14 protein-coding genes are annotated in these 16159 nt (G+C 70.4%); 7 read left to right on the top strand and 7 right to left on the bottom strand.

Going from position 1 to position 16159, the window contains the following annotated elements; all coding sequences use genetic code 11:
• Window positions 1-62: 62 nt before the first annotated feature.
• Window positions 63-755, top strand: coding sequence for a deoxyribonuclease V (gene nfi / locus DER72_RS02030; protein ID WP_110068335.1), 693 nt, complete (start codon window positions 63-65; stop codon window positions 753-755).
• A 4-nt stretch (window positions 756-759) separates the two neighbouring features.
• Here nfi and DER72_RS02025 read toward each other — a convergent pair whose 3' ends face one another.
• A complete protein-coding gene (locus DER72_RS02025; RefSeq protein ID WP_110068334.1) occupies window positions 760-1656 on the bottom strand; it encodes an aldo/keto reductase in 897 nt (298 codons plus the stop codon).
• A gap of 85 nt (window positions 1657-1741) precedes the next feature.
• Between DER72_RS02025 and DER72_RS02020 the strand changes: the two genes are divergently transcribed.
• Both DER72_RS02020 and tpx read left to right on the top strand, forming a co-directional pair.
• Window positions 1742-2317: a DUF1415 domain-containing protein gene (locus tag DER72_RS02020; RefSeq protein ID WP_110068333.1), complete on the top strand. Its 576-nt coding sequence runs from the start codon at window positions 1742-1744 to the stop codon at window positions 2315-2317.
• A gap of 70 nt (window positions 2318-2387) precedes the next feature.
• On the top strand, window positions 2388-2888 hold the full coding sequence (gene tpx, locus DER72_RS02015) for a thiol peroxidase (RefSeq protein WP_110068332.1): 501 nt from the start codon (window positions 2388-2390) through the stop codon (window positions 2886-2888).
• Window positions 2889-2952: 64 nt separating this feature from the next.
• On the opposite strand, the gene DER72_RS02010 is transcribed toward tpx, so the two are convergent.
• Window positions 2953-3645, bottom strand: coding sequence for a gamma-glutamyl-gamma-aminobutyrate hydrolase family protein (locus DER72_RS02010; protein ID WP_110068367.1), 693 nt, complete (start codon window positions 3643-3645; stop codon window positions 2953-2955).
• The gene (locus DER72_RS02005) at window positions 3642-4649 is read right to left on the bottom strand and encodes an amidoligase family protein (protein ID WP_110068331.1); all 1008 of its coding nucleotides are present in this window, start codon (window positions 4647-4649) and stop codon (window positions 3642-3644) included. The genes DER72_RS02010 and DER72_RS02005 overlap by 4 nt, the downstream gene beginning before the upstream one ends.
• A gap of 84 nt (window positions 4650-4733) precedes the next feature.
• Here DER72_RS02005 and DER72_RS02000 point away from each other — a divergent pair, with 84 nt between their 5' ends.
• From DER72_RS02000 to DER72_RS01990, 3 genes are all read left to right on the top strand, one after another.
• Window positions 4734-7076: a mechanosensitive ion channel domain-containing protein gene (locus tag DER72_RS02000; protein ID WP_110068330.1), complete on the top strand. Its 2343-nt coding sequence runs from the start codon at window positions 4734-4736 to the stop codon at window positions 7074-7076.
• The gene (locus tag DER72_RS01995) at window positions 7073-8638 is read left to right on the top strand and encodes a hypothetical protein (RefSeq protein ID WP_110068329.1); all 1566 of its coding nucleotides are present in this window, start codon (window positions 7073-7075) and stop codon (window positions 8636-8638) included. The genes DER72_RS02000 and DER72_RS01995 overlap by 4 nt, the downstream gene beginning before the upstream one ends.
• 112 nt (window positions 8639-8750) lie before the next feature.
• A complete protein-coding gene (locus DER72_RS01990) occupies window positions 8751-9434 on the top strand; it encodes a CBS domain-containing protein (protein WP_110068328.1) in 684 nt (227 codons plus the stop codon).
• A 144-nt stretch (window positions 9435-9578) separates the two neighbouring features.
• Here the strand turns inward: DER72_RS01990 and DER72_RS01985 are convergent, their stop codons facing one another.
• The 3 genes from DER72_RS01985 to DER72_RS01975 all read right to left on the bottom strand — a co-directional run bounded on the left by DER72_RS01985 (window position 9579) and on the right by DER72_RS01975 (window position 14197).
• Window positions 9579-10733 carry an aminotransferase class V-fold PLP-dependent enzyme gene (locus DER72_RS01985; protein WP_110068327.1) on the bottom strand — a complete coding sequence of 385 codons (1155 nt, stop codon included), beginning with the start codon at window positions 10731-10733 and terminating at the stop codon, window positions 9579-9581.
• 108 nt (window positions 10734-10841) lie between these two features.
• Window positions 10842-13016: a phosphate acetyltransferase gene (pta, locus tag DER72_RS01980; RefSeq protein WP_110068326.1), complete on the bottom strand. Its 2175-nt coding sequence runs from the start codon at window positions 13014-13016 to the stop codon at window positions 10842-10844.
• Window positions 13013-14197 (bottom strand): acetate/propionate family kinase, encoded by a 1185-nt coding sequence (locus tag DER72_RS01975; RefSeq protein ID WP_110068325.1) that lies wholly within the window; start codon window positions 14195-14197, stop codon window positions 13013-13015. Before DER72_RS01975 ends, pta begins: the two co-directional genes overlap by 4 nt.
• Window positions 14198-14338: 141 nt before the next feature.
• Here DER72_RS01975 and DER72_RS01970 point away from each other — a divergent pair, with 141 nt between their 5' ends.
• Window positions 14339-15271: an EamA family transporter gene (locus tag DER72_RS01970; protein ID WP_110068324.1), complete on the top strand. Its 933-nt coding sequence runs from the start codon at window positions 14339-14341 to the stop codon at window positions 15269-15271.
• Between the two features lie 15 nt (window positions 15272-15286).
• Here DER72_RS01970 and DER72_RS01965 read toward each other — a convergent pair whose 3' ends face one another.
• Entirely contained in the window at window positions 15287-16156 is an 870-nt protein-coding gene (locus tag DER72_RS01965) for a diacylglycerol kinase family protein (protein ID WP_181395582.1), read from the bottom strand.
• Between the last annotated feature and the right edge of the window lie 3 nt (window positions 16157-16159).

Raw genomic sequence — 16159 nt, 5'->3', positions numbered from 1 at the left:
GGCGTAGGACCTCCTCTACGGCTTGTCCCCAGCGCTCCTTACGCCGTGAAACAGGAGCCCTTATGCCACTCACTCCCCTCCACGACTGGAATCTCTCGCCCCGCGAGGCCATCGCCCTGCAGCGGCGCCTGGCCGGGCGGGTAGCGCGCGAGGATCGCCTGGGCGAGGTGCGGTGCATCGCCGGGGTGGATATCGGCTTCGAGCAGGGCGGGGCGATCACCCGGGCGGCAGTGGTGGTGCTGGCCTGGCCGCCGCGGGGGCCGGGGGTATTCGATGTGGTCGAGGAGGTGGTGCACCGCGAGCCCACGCGGATGCCCTATATCCCCGGGCTGCTCTCCTTTCGCGAGGTGCCGGCGGCGCTGGCGGCCTTCGAGCGGCTCGGCGTGATGCCCGATCTCGTCATGGTGGACGGCCAGGGCATCGCCCATCCGCGCCGGCTCGGGGTGGCCTCCCACCTGGGGCTGTGGCTCGACCTGCCCACCATCGGCGTGGCCAAGTCGCGGCTCTGCGGGCGCCACGGCGAGCCGGGGCCCGCGCGGGGTGACTGGACGCCGCTGATCGACGGCCCCGACGACGAGGTGATCGGTGCGGTGCTGCGCTCGCGGGTGGGCGTGAAGCCGCTCTTCGTCTCGCCGGGGCATCGTCTCTCTCTTGCCACGGCGCTCGACTGGGTGATCCACTGCCTCGGGCGCACCAAGCTGCCGGAGCCGACCAGGATGGCCGATCGCCTGGCCTCTCGACGAGGAAACCGGTGATTCTCTACACGATATCCAACGGCGTCTTGCGTCCCGGCGCGGGGAAGGCGGCGTCGAGGCGGGCGAGCGCTTCCTCGGTCAGCGAGATCTCGAGGGCCCTGGCGTTCTGCTCCACGTGCTCGAGGCGGGTGGCCTTGGGGATGGCGAGCACGTCGCGGGGCGCGCCCTCGCCCCGTGGCCGGATCGCCCAGGCCAGCAGCAGCTGGGTGGGGGTGATGCCGAGCGACGAGGCGATCTCGAGCACCTCGGGGTGGGTGAGCAGCTCCCGGCGCAGCTCGCCGGCCTGGGCCAGCGGGCAGTAGGCCATGGTGGGGATGCCGCGGGCGCGCTGCCAGGGCAGCAGGGCGTGTTCGATGCCCCGGGAGCCGAGGTGGTAGAGCACCTGGTTGACCGCGCACGCCTTGCCGCCGGGCAGGGCATGTAGCGCGGCCATCTCGTCCACGTCGAAGTTGGAGACGCCGAAGCGGCGGATCTTGCCCGCCTGGCGCAGCCGCTCGAAGGCCTCCAGGGTCTCCTCCAGCGGTACGCTACCCGGCCAGTGCAGCAGATAGAGGTCCAGGTGGTCGGTCCCCAGGCGTTTCAGGCTCGCCTCGCAGGCGGCGATGGCCGAGTCGCGTCCGGCGTTCCAGGGGTAGACCTTGGAGACCAGGAAGGCCTCGTCGCGCTGGCCCAGCAGCGCCTCGCCCACCACCTCCTCGGCGCCGCCGTCGGCATACATCTCGGCGGTGTCGATCAGGGTGAGGCCACGCTCCAGGCCGAGCTGCAGGGCGCGCACCTCGTCGCTGCGCGGGGCGAGCCCCTCGCCCATGTGCCAGGTGCCCTGGCCGATGGCGGGAAGCTCGACCGCAGGCTCATGGGCGGTGGCGGGCAGGGTGACAGTGGGTGACGAGATGGCGGACATCGTGGCTACTCGCGGCGGTCGGGTTTCTGCCACAATAGCAGACCGCTTTCCCCAGACCGTCTTCCCTGCTGCCACGAGAGTCCCCATGTCCGCACCCACCGAGCCCACCCCGAACCAGTCACAGGCCCTGGCCGCCACCCGCGCCTGGGTCGAGACCTTCGTGGTCGCCCGCAACGTCTGCCCCTTCGCCGGCCGCGAGGTGGCCCGCGACACCATCCGCTACGTGGCGGTGGAGGCCGGCGACTGGGAGCGCGCGCTGCTGACCCTGGTGGCCGAGTGCGAGCGCCTCGACGAGACGCCCGCCATCGAGACCACGCTGCTGGTGCTCACTCCAGGGCTCGAGGCGTTCGACGACTACCTCGACTTCCTGGCCGTGGCCGAGGCGCTGCTGGACGACCAGGGGTATGAGGGCACCTACCAGCTGGCGAGCTTCCACCCCGACTACTGCTTCGAAGGGGCCGAGGAGGAGGACGCTGCCAACTTCACCAACCGCTCGCCCTTCCCGATGCTGCACCTGCTGCGCGAAGCGGGCCTCGAGCGGGCGCTTGAGCACTATCCGGCCCCCGAGGCGATCCCCGAGCGCAACGTGGCGGCGATGCGCGAGCTGGGCACCGCGGCGCTAGCCTCGGCCCTGGCCAGGCTGCGTGACGGCAAGCGTTGAGTCGTGGCTGGCCGTTCGCGGCCGGAGAGGCTAGGCTCGAGTCTTCCCCAGACGACAGAGGAGTAGTGCCATGAGCCAGGTGAAACTCGGCGGTGAGCCGGTGGACGTTGCGGGCAGCTTTCCCGCGGTGGGCGATACGGCGCCCGCGCTGACCCTGACCAATGCCGAGCTGGCGGATGTGACCCTTGCCGACCACGCCGGTAAGCGCAAGGTGCTCAATATTATTCCCAGCGTCGATACGCCGACCTGCGCTACCTCCACCCGCCGCTTCAACGAGCTGGCGTCGCAGCTGGATAACACCGTGGTGCTGGTGGTGTCCGCCGACCTGCCCTTTGCCGCCCAGCGCTTCTGCGGTGCCGAGGGGCTGGAGAAGGTGGCGACCCTTTCTACCTTCCGCCATCCGGAATTCCGGCGCGACTGGGGCGTCGATATCAGCAGCGGACCGCTGGCCGGCCTCTGCGCGAGGGGCGTGGTGGTGCTCGACGAGAACGATCGCGTGATCCACAGCCAGCTGGTCGACGAGATCAAGGACGAGCCGGACTACGAGGCGGCGCTCGCGTCCCTCGGCTAGCGGGTGAGGGAACCGGATCGCCCGATCCATGCAGACGGCCACCCTCGGGTGGCCGCCGTCGCGTTCAGGCCTCCGCCTGGGCCGTCTGCTGGCGCCGGGCGGCGTTGACCAGGGCGCGGATCAGGCGCTGCTGGGGACGGTTGAAGATCAGCCACTCCGGGTGCCACTGCACGCCGATCAGGAAGTCGTGGTCGCGGGATTCGATGCCCTGGACCAGGCCCTCGCGGTCGCGGGCGACGATCTCGATCCCCTCGCCGGTCTCCTGCACCGCCTGATGGTGCAGGCTGTTGATGCGGCACCAGCTCACCCCCAGCAGGCGGTGGAGCTTGCTGGCGCCGACGATATCCACCGTCTTGCGCGGCAGCACCGTGCGCCGGCGCTTGAGGCCCTCGTGGGTGGTGTAGATGTCCGGGTCCAGGGTGCCGCCACGGTAGACGTTGATCAGCTGGGCGCCGCGGCAGATGCCGAGCACCGGGGTGCCCTCGGGGATGAAGCGCTCGAGCAGCTCCAGCTCCAGCTCGTCGCGCTGGGGGTCGACCCGCACGTCGAGCTGCACCTCGGCGTTGTAGAGGTGGGCCTGGATGTCATCGCCGCCGCCGATGATCAGGCCGTCGAGGTGCTCAGGCATGGGCCGCGAGGGCGACAGGCGTCGCGGGCGACCGCCGTGGCGCCACACCGCGAACCAGTCGAAGAGCCAGGCAATCTGGCTCTTGTCGTCAGAGGTGGTGATGCCGATCAGGGGGCGGGGATCGCTCACGAGGTGCCCGCCCAGCCGCGCATGCGCAGCCACAGCCTGGCCAGCAGCGAGCGGGTGTGCTTGGCCACGTAGCCGGCGCTGCGCTTGGCCAGCAGCGCCTTGTCGGCGGCCAGCTTCTCCACCTCGAGCCAGCGATTCCACTCCTTCACCGAGCCCCAGCCGGGCTCGGAGAGCCGCGCATCGGGCAGCCGGTAGTGGAAGGTCGGGCGGGCCTTGACCAGCTTGTTGTGGAACAGCTCGTGGGGAAAGTCCGGCCGCAGGTGGGCGAACAGCGGGGTCATGTCGAGCTCGCGGTTGCGGGTCGGGTTGTCCTCGAGATAGTCGCCGATCAGGGTGTCGAGATCCGGCGCATACTGGGGGTCGAGCACCTTCAGCGCATAGGGCTTGGGGAAGGGGTTGGCGTGGGGCAGCACCTCGCGAGTGATGTCCACGTCGATCTGCTCGCGCAGCCACTCGGCGGTGAGCAGGTAGGCGCGTAGGTGGTCCAGCAGGCTCTCTACCGAGAGGCTCGCCACCTCCGGGTTGAGGTGCAGGCCGAAGCCGTACAGGAGGCTTGCGTCGGTGCCCTTGGCGCCGTGCTGGCGCAGGGCGTCGAAGAGGGCATCGAGCTCCTCGAGCTCGTCCCAGGGCACTGGCGGGCAGACGATCTCGGTGGGCACCAGGCCCGTGACCACATCGCCGATCAGCTCCCGGGTGCGGGTGTGGAAGTCCACGCGCATCTGGTGGCGCTGGCGCTCCCACTCGGTGTCGTCCTTCGGCCGGGCGTCGAGCACCTCGCTGTCGGGATGGGCATACTGGGTATCGAGCTCGATGACGAAATCGCCCCAGCGGGTTCCCTGAACCTTGAGACGGTGGGGGCTCACGACCGTCAGTTCGCCGCCGAACAGCTCGCGCACCAGCTCGGCGGTGTCGCGGGGCGGCAGCCCGGCGAACTCGATCTCGACCCCGACGCGGCGGGTCTCGCCATCGGGATTGCGGGGCTCGGGTGGCGGGAGGGGCGTCATGGCGGCATCCTGTGCGTGACCGATGGGCTCATGAGGAGCCTAACATATCAGCGGCCAGCGTCGCCGACCGAACACGGAGAAACGATGTCCCTACCACTGCGCCGAAGCCTCTTCACCTGTCTGGCCTGGCTGCTGCTGCTCCTGCTGGCGCCGCCCGTTCAGGCTCAGCAGCTCGGCCTGCCGGGGCTGGTTGGCGGCGGGGAGGCCGCCGCCGAGCATGACCCCCAGGCGTTCCAGGAATCCCTCGAGCAGGTGATCGCCACCCTGGAGGACGCCGAGCGTCGCGGCCAGCTGCTGGAGGGGCTGCGCGAGCTGCAGGTGGTTCACGGCGGGGCGGTCGAGGAGGCGACCCTGGCGCCGCGTCAGGGGCTGCTCGGGGCCCTGGCCGAGACCCTGAGCGACCTGGGCGACCAGGCCGAAGCGGGGCACTCGCCCATCGACCAGTGGCAGGAGCAGCTGGAGCAGGGCTGGGAGGATCTCAGCGGCCTGGTGACCGGCACCGGCAATGCCGAGCTGATGCGTTTCCTGGTGGAGGGCGCCGTGCTGTTGGGCATCTGGGTCGGCCTGCTGGTGATCCTGATCGCCCTGGGGCGCCTGCTGGCGCGCCGCCGCGGCTGGCCGCTGGACCTGCCTCGGGACCCGCGGGCCTGGCTGCTCACCGTGCATTTCCTGCGCCGCATGCTGCCCTGGGCGCTGGCCTTCTTCCTGGTGCTGGGCATGGCGCAGCTGATCCCGGAGAGCTCCGGTCGCACCATGGCCCTGGTGGTGGCCTATATCGCCCTGTGTGGTCGTACCCTCTCGGTGGTGGTGGAGACCTTCGTCTCGGTGTTTACCCGCGGGCATCGCTTCGTGGCGGTGCAGATCCTGCAGCAGCGCGCGCTGCGGCCGCTGTTCGTGATCGGCGCGCTGATCGCGCTGGGCGATGCCTTCAACTCCGGACGCCTGACCGACCTGATCGGCGACGAGCTGGCCGGCCTGCTCTCGGTGCTGGCCAACATGCTGGCCGCGCTGCTCAGCATTCGCTTCATCCTGCGCTTCCAGCGCCCCATCCAGCACATCATCAGAAACCGCCCCTGGCGCGAGCGCCGCGACCACAGCGGCAGTGCCAGCGTGGTGGCCGTGGTCGGCAACCTGTGGCACGTGCCCGCGCTGCTGCTGGTGGGCGGCTCGCTGGTGGCGATCATCGTCACCGGCGGCGACGTGGGCACGGCGCTGGCCCGCTCGATCATCTCCGCCTCGCTGCTGGTGCTGGCGCTGGTGGTCACCGGGCTGCTGCGGCGCCACGGGGAGCGGCGCAGCAAGCGCTACCAGCGCCGCCGGATCAGCCAGTATCGCCAGCGCCTGGAGCGCTTCGGCTATGTGCTGGCCCACGCCGCTACCTGGCTGGCCTTCGCCGAGCTCTCCACCCAGGTGTGGGGCGGGTCGCTGATCGGTATCGGCCAGCAGGGGGTGGCCAGTGCGCGTATCGGCCAGGCGTTGCTGGCCATGGCCTTCACCGTGCTGCTGGCCTGGCTGGCGTGGATCTTCGCCGATACCGCCATCCAGCGCGCCATGACCAGTCCGGCGCGCACCCGCGGGCGGCGGGTCAACCAGGCCCGGGTCCAGACCATCACCCCGATGATCCGCAACATCATCTTCACCACCATCGTGATCATTGCCGCCATCGCCGGCCTGGCCAACCTCGGCGTGAACGTCACCCCGCTGCTGGCCGGTGCCGGTGTGATCGGCCTGGCCATCGGCTTCGGCGCCCAGACCCTGGTGCAGGACCTGATCACCGGCATCTTCATCATCATCGAGGACGCGCTGGCGGTGGACGATTTCGTCGAGATCAACGGCCACATGGGCACGGTGGAGGGGCTGGCCCTGCGCACCGTGCGCCTGCGCGATCTGGACGGGGTGCTCCATATCGTCACCTTCAGCCGCATCTCCTCGATCCACAACATGTCGCGCCAGTTTGGCATCGCCCTGATGCGCATCCGCATCCCCCATGAGATGAAGATCGACGATGCCATCAGCCTGATGCAGGAGACCGCCCAGGCGCTGCGCCAGGATCCGATGATGCGCCACTACATCTGGTCGCCGCTGGAGATGCAGGGCATCCAGGCCTTCGAGGAGGGCTGCCCGGTGCTGCGCATGCGCTTTCGCACCGCCCCCGAGATGCAGTGGGACGTGGCCCGCGCCTTCAATCTGTTGCTCAAGCAGCGCATGGAGGAACAGGGCCTCGACCTGGCTATGCCGCGCCTCAACATCAGCATGCAGGGCCGCGGCGGCGGCCGCCTGGACGGCAGCGACGAGGGCATCGCCCGGGCCACCGAGTCCGCCGGTGCCCTTCGCGACGCCGCCGGGCGCGAGCCCGGTGAGGCCCTGGTGGCTGACCCCGAGGGCGATACCAACCCCCGCGGTGCCTCACCGGATCCCGGCCAATGATCAGCGTGGATCGCGCGGATGCGCTCTCCCTGCGCATCTCCCGGGTGCTGCAGGAGGAGACCTCCCACCAGCTGGATCTCTACCTGTTCGTGCCCGGGGAGCTGGGGCTCGGTCCCCAGGTGCTCGCCGAGGAGGCCTTCTACCACGCGGCGATCCACGTCAAGCGCACCTACTACAGCGACCGCTATCGGCTGCCGCTGGTGCTCAGCCGGCTGGCTGAACGGGGGCGCCTCGACCCGGCGCAGTACCGCCTAGGGATGAGCCTCTACGCCTACCAGTACGTGGTGGCCCTCGAGGGCTCCAACCAGCCGCTGCTGGACGCCGCCCGTCGGGTGCGCCGGGCCGAGAAGGCCGCCGCCGGCAAGGAGAAGGGTGCTGTCGGCAAGGAGAAGGGGGCGAGCGGCAAGGAGAGCGCCCCGGCTGCCAGGGAGAGGCCCGCACCCGGCACGCCGAGCGCCCAGGCCGCCAACGACACGCACAAGCCCGCCGGCGGCCAGGCGAAGGAGCGCGAGGGGCAGAAGGAGGAGGCCTCCCTGGAGACGCGGCTGGAGGAGCACGCCGAGCTTGCCACCGGGATCCTCAAGCGGCTGCGTCGCCAGGAGCCCGCCGAGGAGAGCCTCAGCCGCTACTACGTCACCATCGACAACTATCTCTCCTGGTTCACCGAGCAGCGCCTGCTGGCGCTGGTGGCCAGCCTGCCGCGCGGCCCGCGCTTCCGGCAGATCCGCGAGCGCCTGATCACGATCTGCCGGGACGAGGGGGCGTACCGCGAGGCCCAGGAGTACAACTCCGAGCGGGTGACCCGGGACCCGACGCGGATGTCCAACAAGATGCGCCTGCTGCGCCGGCTGATCGAGTACCCGGTGACCCTCAAGCAGAAGACCCAGGAGCTCGGCGGGGGGGAGCAGAAGGCGGTCAAGGCGCTGGCCACCGCGGTGGTGATGGTGTTCGTCTCGCTGGGGCTCTTGCGGGTGCGTGACGCCCTGTCCGATATCACAGCGCTCTTCGTGCTGGCCATGGCGGTGATCTATGCCCTGCGCGAGGTGTTCAAGGACGACCTGCGCAACACCCTGTGGCGCCTCCTGCGCCGGGGACGGCCCAAGTGGCGGCGCCAGTACCTGGACCCCACCCGCAACGTGACGGTGGGCCACCAGCTCGAGTGGTTCGACTATCAGCGTTTCCTCAAGCTGGACGAGGAGATCCAGCGGGTACGCAAGCGTAACGTGGCCCAGCGCGAGGAGGTGGTGCTGCACTATCGCTCCCGCTCGCGGATGTCACCGACGCGCTTCCTCAGCGGCTACGAGCACACCCGCGAGACCCTGACCCTGGACCTCTCGCCGCTGGCGCGGCTGATGGACAAGGGCAGCCACCGGGTCTACCGGCTGGAGGAGGGGCAGGTGGTGCGCGAGGAGGTGGAGAAGCGCCATCTGATCAACCTTGTGATTCGCGAGGTGCAGGGCGACCGGCCGCCGACCCTGCAGCGCTGGAAGGTAGTGATGAGCCGTTCGCGGATCGTCGACGTGGAGCGGGTCCATGCCGAGGGGGCGGGCCAGGCAGACTGAACCGGGGCAAGGGTTGAAACGGCGTCCAGCAAACCCGGCCCCGGTCAATGCGTCGCCGCCGGCAAGTTGCTATCTTCAGGGTGTATTCCCATAAATCCGTGGAGAACGCCCGATGCAAGCTGCAGATGTCATGACCCAGAACGTCGTCACCGTGTCGCCGGACAGCGAGGTGCGCGAGATCGCCAGCCTGCTGCTGGAGCACGGCATCAGCGCGGTCCCCGTCGTGGATGATGGTGGCAAGGTGCTCGGCATCGTCAGCGAGGGTGACCTGATGCGCCGGGTGGAGAACGACACCGCGCGCCGCAAGTCCTGGTGGCTGAAGCTGTTCGCCGGCCACGACGCCGCCGATTACGTGAAGTCCCACGGTCGCCGTGCCCACGAGATCATGACCAAGGACCCGATCACCATCGCAGGCGACATGCCGCTGCACAAGATCTCGCGGCTGCTCGAGAAGCATCACATCAAGCGGGTGCCGGTGGTTCAGGAGGGCAAGCTGGTGGGCATCGTCAGCCGCTCCAACCTGCTGCGCGGCTTCTCCGTGGTGGCCACCGAGGCCAGCGTGACCGCGGATGACCGCGAGATCCGCGAGGCCATCCTCAAGGAGGTCGACGCCAACACCGGCGTGCTGGTCGACCGGATCAACGTCATGGTCTCCGACGGCAAGGTGCAGCTGTGGGGCCTGGTCGAGAACCAGCAGGAGAAGATGGCCGTGCAGGTGGCCGCCGAGAATACCGCGGGCGTCAAGGAGGTCGACAACAACCTCGGCTTCGTGCCGCGCGGCGTCGGCAGCCTCTGAGGCTCGGCGCGGCTCCGGCGCGCAACGCAAGCACGAGCTAAACAAGCACGAACTACGCAAATACGAGCTACGCAAACACGAGAGGGGCGGCCAGTTGGCCGCCCCTCTTCTTATGGTGGGCTTTGTCGTTGCAGGCTGGCCCTATCAGGCCTCGCCGGGGGGTACCGGTTGCGCCCGGGCGATGGTCTCGAGGGCACCGCGCAGGTGGGCCAGGCTGCGCTCGCGGTCGTGGAGCTTCTCCAGGCCGAACAGGCCGATGCGGAAGGTCAGGAAGCCCTCGCCCTCGTCGCACATCAGCTGCACGCCGCCGGCCACCTGCAGGCCCGCCTCGGCAAACTTGCCGACCAGGCCGGCGTCATCGGTGTAGCTGACCACCACGCCGGGGGCCTCGAAGCCGGGGGCCGCCACGCTCCGATAGCCGAACTCTGCCAGCAGCTCGCGGACGCCGTCGCCCAGCGCCTGCTGCTCGTCGCGCACCTTCTCCAGGCCATAGGCCTCTATCTCGACCATCACGTCGCGAAGCGTCACCAGCCCGTCGGTGGGCAGGGTGGCGTGGTAGGCGTGGCCGCCGCCCTCGTAGGTTTCCATGATGGTGAGCCACTTCTTGAGGTCGCAGGCGAAGCTCGAGCTGGTGGTGTCGTCGATGACCTCGCGGGCCTGGCGCGAGAGCATCACCATGGCGCAGCAGGGCGAGGCGCTCCAGCCCTTCTGGGGGGCGCTGACCAGCACATCGACGCCGAGGTCCTGCATGTCGACCCAGATGGCGCCGGAGGCGATGCAGTCGAGCACCAGCAGGCCACCCTCCTGATGGATGGCATCGGCCACCTGGCGGATGTAGTCGTCGGGCAGGATGATCCCCGCGGCGGTCTCCACGTGGGGCATGAAGATGATGTCCGGCTGCTGGTCGCGGATCGCCTCGATCACCTCCTCGATGGGCGCCGGGGCGAAGGGCGAGGCGGGGCTGCTCTCGTCGAGGCGGCGCGCCTTGAGCACGTTGATATCGGCCGGGATGCGGCCCATCTCGAGGATCTGGCTCCAGCGGTAGCTGAACCAGCCGTTGCGGATCACCAGGCAGCGCCGCTCCTTGGCGAACTGGCGCGCCACCGCCTCCATGCCGAAGGTGCCGCTGCCGGGCACGATCACCGCACTGTGGGCGTGGTAGACCCGCTTGAGCTGGCCGGAGATATCGCGCATCACCTCCTGGAAGCGGGAGGACATGTGGTTCAGGGCGCGGTCGGTATAGACCACCGAGTATTCGAGCAGACCATCGGGGTCGACGTCGGGAAGCAGGCCGGGCATCTCGTTCTCCGTGTTGGTTCCAGCCTTGCGCGGCAAGGCCGCGGGTACCTCAAGCATATTCCCATTGCCGGGCCGGGGCCAGCCGTGGCGACGCGCCCCGGGCCCGCCTCAGCCGCCCTGGGCGGCCTGGATGGCGGTCAGGGCGATGGTGTAGACGATGTCATCGACCAGCGCCCCGCGGGAGAGGTCGTTCACCGGCTTATTGAGGCCCTGCAGCATGGGGCCGACGCTGACCACCCGGGCGCTGCGCTGCACCGCCTTGTAGGTGGTGTTGCCGGTGTTGAGGTCGGGGAAGACGAACACCGTGGCGCGCCCGGCCACCGGGGAGTCCGGCGCCTTCTGGCGGCCGACGCTCTCGATGGCGGCGGCGTCGTACTGCAGCGGGCCGTCGATCAGCAGTTCGGGTGCCCGTTCCCGGGCCAGGCGGGTGGCCTGACGCACCTTCTCCACGTCGGCGCCGGAGCCGGACTCCCCGGTGGAGTAGCTGATCATTGCCACCCGCGGCTCGATGCCGAAGGCCTGGGCGGAGCGGGCGCTCTGGATGGCGATCTCCGCCAGGGTCTCGGCATCCGGGTCGGGATTCACCGCGCAGTCGCCGTAGACCACCACCTGCTCGGGCAGCAGCATGAAGAAGATCGAGGAGACCTGGCGGTAGCCCGGGGCGGTCTTGATCAGCTGGAAGGCCGGGCGCACGGTGTTGGCGGTGGTGTGGATGGCGCCGGAGACCAGCCCATCCACCTCGTCCAGGGCCAGCATCATGGTGCCGAGCACCACGTTATCCTGGAGCTGGGCCTCGGCGGTGAGTGCGTTCACCTTGCCGGCGCGCCTCTCCACCATGGGCGCCACGTAGCGCGCCCGGATGCTGTCCGGGTCGATGATCTCGAGCCCCTTGGGCAGCTCGATGCCGCGCTGGCGGGCCACCTCCATGATCTCCTCGCGCTTGCCCAGCAGCACACAGCGGGCGATGCCGCGACGCTGGCAGATGGCGGCGGCCTCCACGGTGCGCGGCTCGCTGCCCTCGGGCAGGATGATACGCCGGTCCGCCTGCTGGGCCAGCTTGACCAGCTGGTGGCGGAAGGCGGAGGGGGAGAGGCGGCGGGTATAGCCGCGGCTCAGGTGGTCCTTGAGCCACTGCAGATCGATATGGGCGGCCACGAAGTTGGCCACCCGCTCGGCGCGCTCGAAGTCGTCGATGGGGATGTCGTTGCCCATCTGGCCGAGGTTCTTGGCGGTGGTGAAGCTGTCGGTGTCGACGCTGATCACCGGCAGTCCGGTCTTCAGCGCCGGGCGGCACATCTCGATCATGTTGTCGCCGGGGATGAAGCCGTTGGTGAGCAGGACGCCGGCCAGGGGCACGCCGTTCATGGTGGCCAGGGCCGAGGCCAGCACCACGTCGTCGCGATCGCCGGAGGCCACCACCAGCCCGCCGGGCTTGAAGATGTGCAGGGCGTTGGAGGCGCTACGCGCGCAGAGGCTGGTGGAAAGCACCCGCCGCTCGGGTTCCCCCTCGTTGAGGAAGCGGGCTCCCAGGGCGCGGGCCACGTCCAGCACCCGCGGGGCGGAGAGCGCCGGGGCGTAGGGCACCATGCCGATCAGGTGGAAGCGTTCGGTGGCGAGCGCGGGGGAGTGACGGCGCAGCTCGGCGAGCAGGGCCTCCTCCAGGGCCGGCGCGGCGGTACCGGGGGCCAATCCACTGGCGTCCTCGCCCCCGGGCATGTTGTGCATGCGCATCAGGATGCAGCCCAGGGTGCGGGCCGAGCCGACCCCGCCGAAGGCCCGGGCGTGCATGTCGAGCTGCTCGGCCAGCGCCTGGGGATCGGCCAGGTCGCCGCTGCCCACTAGGATGATCCGGGCGTTCAGCGCGTGGGCCAGCTGGGCATTGACCTGGGCGGCGTAGCTGGCGTGGCGCGTCGGCACCAGCCCCTCCATTACCAGCAGCTCCGGGGCGCCGTCCGGGAAGGCCTCGAGGGCGGCCTCCTGGAGCTCCACCACCTGCTCCATCAGCACGTCGAGGCGGTCCTGGCGCAGCAGGCGCTCCATCTCGGACTGGGGGATCGGCGCCGGCGGGCGCAGCCCCAGGGTACTGTTGACCAGGGCGCAGGAGCGGTCCGGCCCCGAGCCGTTGAGCTCGTCCTGGCGCAGCGGCTTGAGGAAGCCGGCCTTGAGGCCGATGGTGTCCAGCGCCTGGATCAGGCCCAGGCAGGCCGAGGTGAGGCCGGCGCCCTCGCCGGTGGGCACCAGCAGGATGGCCTGGGGAGCGGGGCGGGCGGGGCGGGGCGTCATCGGGCGGTCTCTCCCAGCAGCTGGCGGGTCTCGTCGGCGATGCGGCCCTCCTCGTCGGTGGGGATCACCCACAGGGCGGGGCGGTTCGGGGCCGGCGCGTCGATGCGGCCCTCGTGGCCGCGAATCGTCTCGCGGTTGGCCTCGGGGTCCAGGGCGAGGCCGAAGTGGGGCAGCAGCGCCACCACCTGCTCGCGCACCCGTGGCGAATTCTCGCCGATGCCGCCGGTGAAGACGATGCCGTCCAGGCGGGGCAGGGCGCAGGAGAGGGCGGCCAGGGACTTGGCGATGCGGTAGCAGAACACCTCCACGGCGAGTGCCGCGCCGGCGTGGCCCGCCTCGGCGGCGGCCTCCAGCTCGCGCATGTCGTTGGAGAGCCCGGAGAGCCCGAGCAGGCCGCTACCTCGGTTGAGGACATCGTTGATGCGCTCGAGGGACCAGCCCAGCTCGCGGGCCAGGTGGGCGTGCAGCCCGGGGTCGACGTCGCCGCTGCGGGTGCCCATGACGAGCCCCTCCAGCGGGGTGAGGCCCATGCTGGTGTCGAGGCTCTGCCCCTGCCACACCGCGGCGGTGGAGCAACCGTTGCCCAGGTGGGCGGTCAGCCAGCCGCCTTCGATGCCGGCGAGGGCATCGGCGCGCGCGCTCACGTAGGCATGGCTGGTGCCGTGGAAGCCGTAGCGGCGGATGCCGTGCTCGCGATAGAGCGCCTCGGGCAGGGCATAGCGGTAGGCGCGGGGCGGCAGGCTCTGGTGGAAGGCGGTATCGAAGACCGCCACCTGGGGCAGTTCGGCAAACAGCGCGCGGGTGGCGGCGACCCCCTGGAGGTTGGCCGGGTTGTGCAGCGGCGCGAGCGCGCTGGTGGCCTCGATGGCGGCCACCACCTCATCGTCGATCAGCGCGGCGCGGGTGAACTGCTCGCCGCCGTGGACGATGCGGTGCCCCACGGCGCCGGGCCGGCGCCCCTCCAGTCCCTCGAGGATCGCGGCGAGAGCCTCGACGTGGCCGGCGTCACCCAGGTCGCGGGTGAAGGCCTCGCCGCGGCTGTCGACGCCCTTGAGGCGGGCATCGCCGCTGCCCAGCCGCTCGGCCAGGCCGGTCAGGCGCGGCTGGTCGGCAGCCGCCGGCACCAGCGCATACTTGATGGAGGAGGACCCGCAGTTGATCACCAGCACCGGCTCGTTCATCGACGCCTCTTGTGGGATGGAGGGTGAGAGAAGGTTTGGACTTTAGTCTAACATGAGGCCGCCGCCGGTGGTCGCCTCTCGGCTTGACGCCCATCATGATGTGCTGCCCTTGTCCCCTACACTCTGCATGGAAGCCGTGACATGTCGACCCCCTCTGGCGCTTCGGTGGCCCCCGCTCCTTTCCCGCGGCCCCTCGCCCTGGCCCTGATGTGCGGCCTCGCCACCCTGTTTGCCGCCAACCACGTGGCCGCCCGGGTCGCCTTCGATGCCGGTGCCGGCCTGCTGCTGGCCATCGTGCTGCGCTCCGGCGTGGCCGCCCTGGCACTGGCGGCGCTGGTGGTGTTCCAGCGCAAGTCGTGGCGACTGCCCGCAGGCTCCGGACGCTGGCAGCTGGCGGTGGGCCTGCTGGTGGCGGTGCAGAGCCTCTGCCTCTATTCGGCGGTGGCGCGCATTCCGGTGGTGGTGGCGCTGCTTTTGATGAACACCCTGCCGATCCAGCTGGCGCTGCTCTCCTGGGCGCTGGGGGGGCCGCGGCCGACGGCGCGGGCGACGCTGGTCATGGGTGTGATCCTCATCGGCCTGGTGGTGGTGCTGGACGTGCCGACCTGGCTCGCCGACCCCGGGGCCATGGGACCGGACTGGTTCGCCGGGGTGGCCTTCGGCCTGGCCGCCGCCACCGCCTTCTCCTGCGCCCTGTGGATCACCGAACACCGCCTGGCCGGCGTCGGCAGCACCCTGCGCAGCCTGCTGACCATGCTCACCGTGCTGGCGGCCATGGTCATCGCCGGGGGCCTGGGGCTCGTGCCGGGCGGCATGGCGCCGCCCCAGTCGCTGGCCGGCTGGACGGGGCTCGCGCTGCTGACGCTCTGCTATGCGCTGGCCTTCTCGGTGCTCTTCATCACGGTGCCCAGGCTCGACATGGCGCGCAACGCCCCGGCCATGAACATGGAGCCGGTGGCCGCTCTGGTGCTCGGCTACCTGGTGCTGGGTCAGGCGCTGACTCCGGTGCAGCTCCTCGGCGGCGGCATCGTGGTGGCTGGCGTCGTGGCGCTGGGGCTCTCCCGGCGGGCCTGAAGGAGGCGAAGAGGCTCAGCCGAGGCCGGCGATCACCCGCAGCGCCGCGGGCTCGACGCGCAGCGTCATCTCGCGGAAGTGGCCCAGGGACTCGCCGTCGGCGGTCACCCGGTGCCCATGGGGCATGGCGATGCGGCACGTCGTTGGTTGGCGCACCAGCACGCTGTCGTTGTCCTCCGGTGTATGGCCGCGCAGGCGGGTGATCACGAAGGTCATCAGCAGTTGCCACCAGGGGCGCGGGCGCACCGCCACCAGGGTCAGGCGGCCATCCCGGGGCGAGGCGCCGGGCACCCTGAAGCCGCCGCCGAAAAAGGCCCCCGAGGCGATGGCCAGCGACAGCCAGCGCTCCTCGAGGGGCGCGTCGTCGGCCTCCAGGCGCGCGAGGAAGCCACGCAGCAGGCCGAGGTGACGCAGCTGGGGCAGCACGGCGGCGTAGCTGAAGCGCCCCAGCCAGCGCTTCAGGCGCGGCGATGCCTGGGTGGCCGGCAGGGTACCGAGGCCCACATGCACCACGTTGAGGAACAGCCGGTCATTGAGCCAGCCGACATCCAGCCGCGCCGTCGGCCCGCGGGCCACCAGCGCACAGAGGGCGTCGGGGTCCTCGGGCAGCGCCAGGTTGCGGGCGAAGTCGTTGGCAGTGCCGGAGGGGAGCACGCCGAGGATGGCGTCCCGTGCCAGGCAGACCCTGGCCACCCGGTTCACCGAGCCGTCTCCGCCGGCCACCAGCACGGTGTCGCCGGGCGCGAGCTCCGCCTCCCACCCCTGGTCGGCGATATCGCGCACTTCCGGCGCCGCGATGCCGGCGCGTGCCAGGCGGGGCCGCCAGAAGTCGGCGCCGCGGGCGCCGCTGCCGGCTCGGGTGTTGACGATCAGCCAGTGACGCATGCG

This window comes from Halomonas sp. A11-A, from assembly GCF_003182195.1.
GTDB lineage: Bacteria > Pseudomonadota > Gammaproteobacteria > Pseudomonadales > Halomonadaceae > Halomonas > Halomonas alkalicola.
This window is presented reverse-complemented; position numbering and strand designations above follow the sequence as displayed.

Coding starts and splice junctions, on each gene's coding strand:
- DER72_RS02005 (WP_110068331.1), bottom strand. CDS start 4,649: ATGACGCCCCTCCCGCCACCCGAGCCCCGCAATCCCGATGGCGAGACC.
- tpx (WP_110068332.1), top strand. CDS start 2,388: ATGAGCCAGGTGAAACTCGGCGGTGAGCCGGTGGACGTTGCGGGCAGC.
- pta (WP_110068326.1), bottom strand. CDS start 13,016: ATGACGCCCCGCCCCGCCCGCCCCGCTCCCCAGGCCATCCTGCTGGTG.
- DER72_RS02000 (WP_110068330.1), top strand. CDS start 4,734: ATGTCCCTACCACTGCGCCGAAGCCTCTTCACCTGTCTGGCCTGGCTG.
- DER72_RS02025 (WP_110068334.1), bottom strand. CDS start 1,656: ATGTCCGCCATCTCGTCACCCACTGTCACCCTGCCCGCCACCGCCCAT.
- DER72_RS01970 (WP_110068324.1), top strand. CDS start 14,339: ATGTCGACCCCCTCTGGCGCTTCGGTGGCCCCCGCTCCTTTCCCGCGG.
- nfi (WP_110068335.1), top strand. CDS start 63: ATGCCACTCACTCCCCTCCACGACTGGAATCTCTCGCCCCGCGAGGCC.
- DER72_RS01995 (WP_110068329.1), top strand. CDS start 7,073: ATGATCAGCGTGGATCGCGCGGATGCGCTCTCCCTGCGCATCTCCCGG.
- DER72_RS01990 (WP_110068328.1), top strand. CDS start 8,751: ATGCAAGCTGCAGATGTCATGACCCAGAACGTCGTCACCGTGTCGCCG.
- DER72_RS01985 (WP_110068327.1), bottom strand. CDS start 10,733: ATGCCCGGCCTGCTTCCCGACGTCGACCCCGATGGTCTGCTCGAATAC.
- DER72_RS01965 (WP_181395582.1), bottom strand. CDS start 16,156: ATGCGTCACTGGCTGATCGTCAACACCCGAGCCGGCAGCGGCGCCCGC.
- DER72_RS01975 (WP_110068325.1), bottom strand. CDS start 14,197: ATGAACGAGCCGGTGCTGGTGATCAACTGCGGGTCCTCCTCCATCAAG.
- DER72_RS02020 (WP_110068333.1), top strand. CDS start 1,742: ATGTCCGCACCCACCGAGCCCACCCCGAACCAGTCACAGGCCCTGGCC.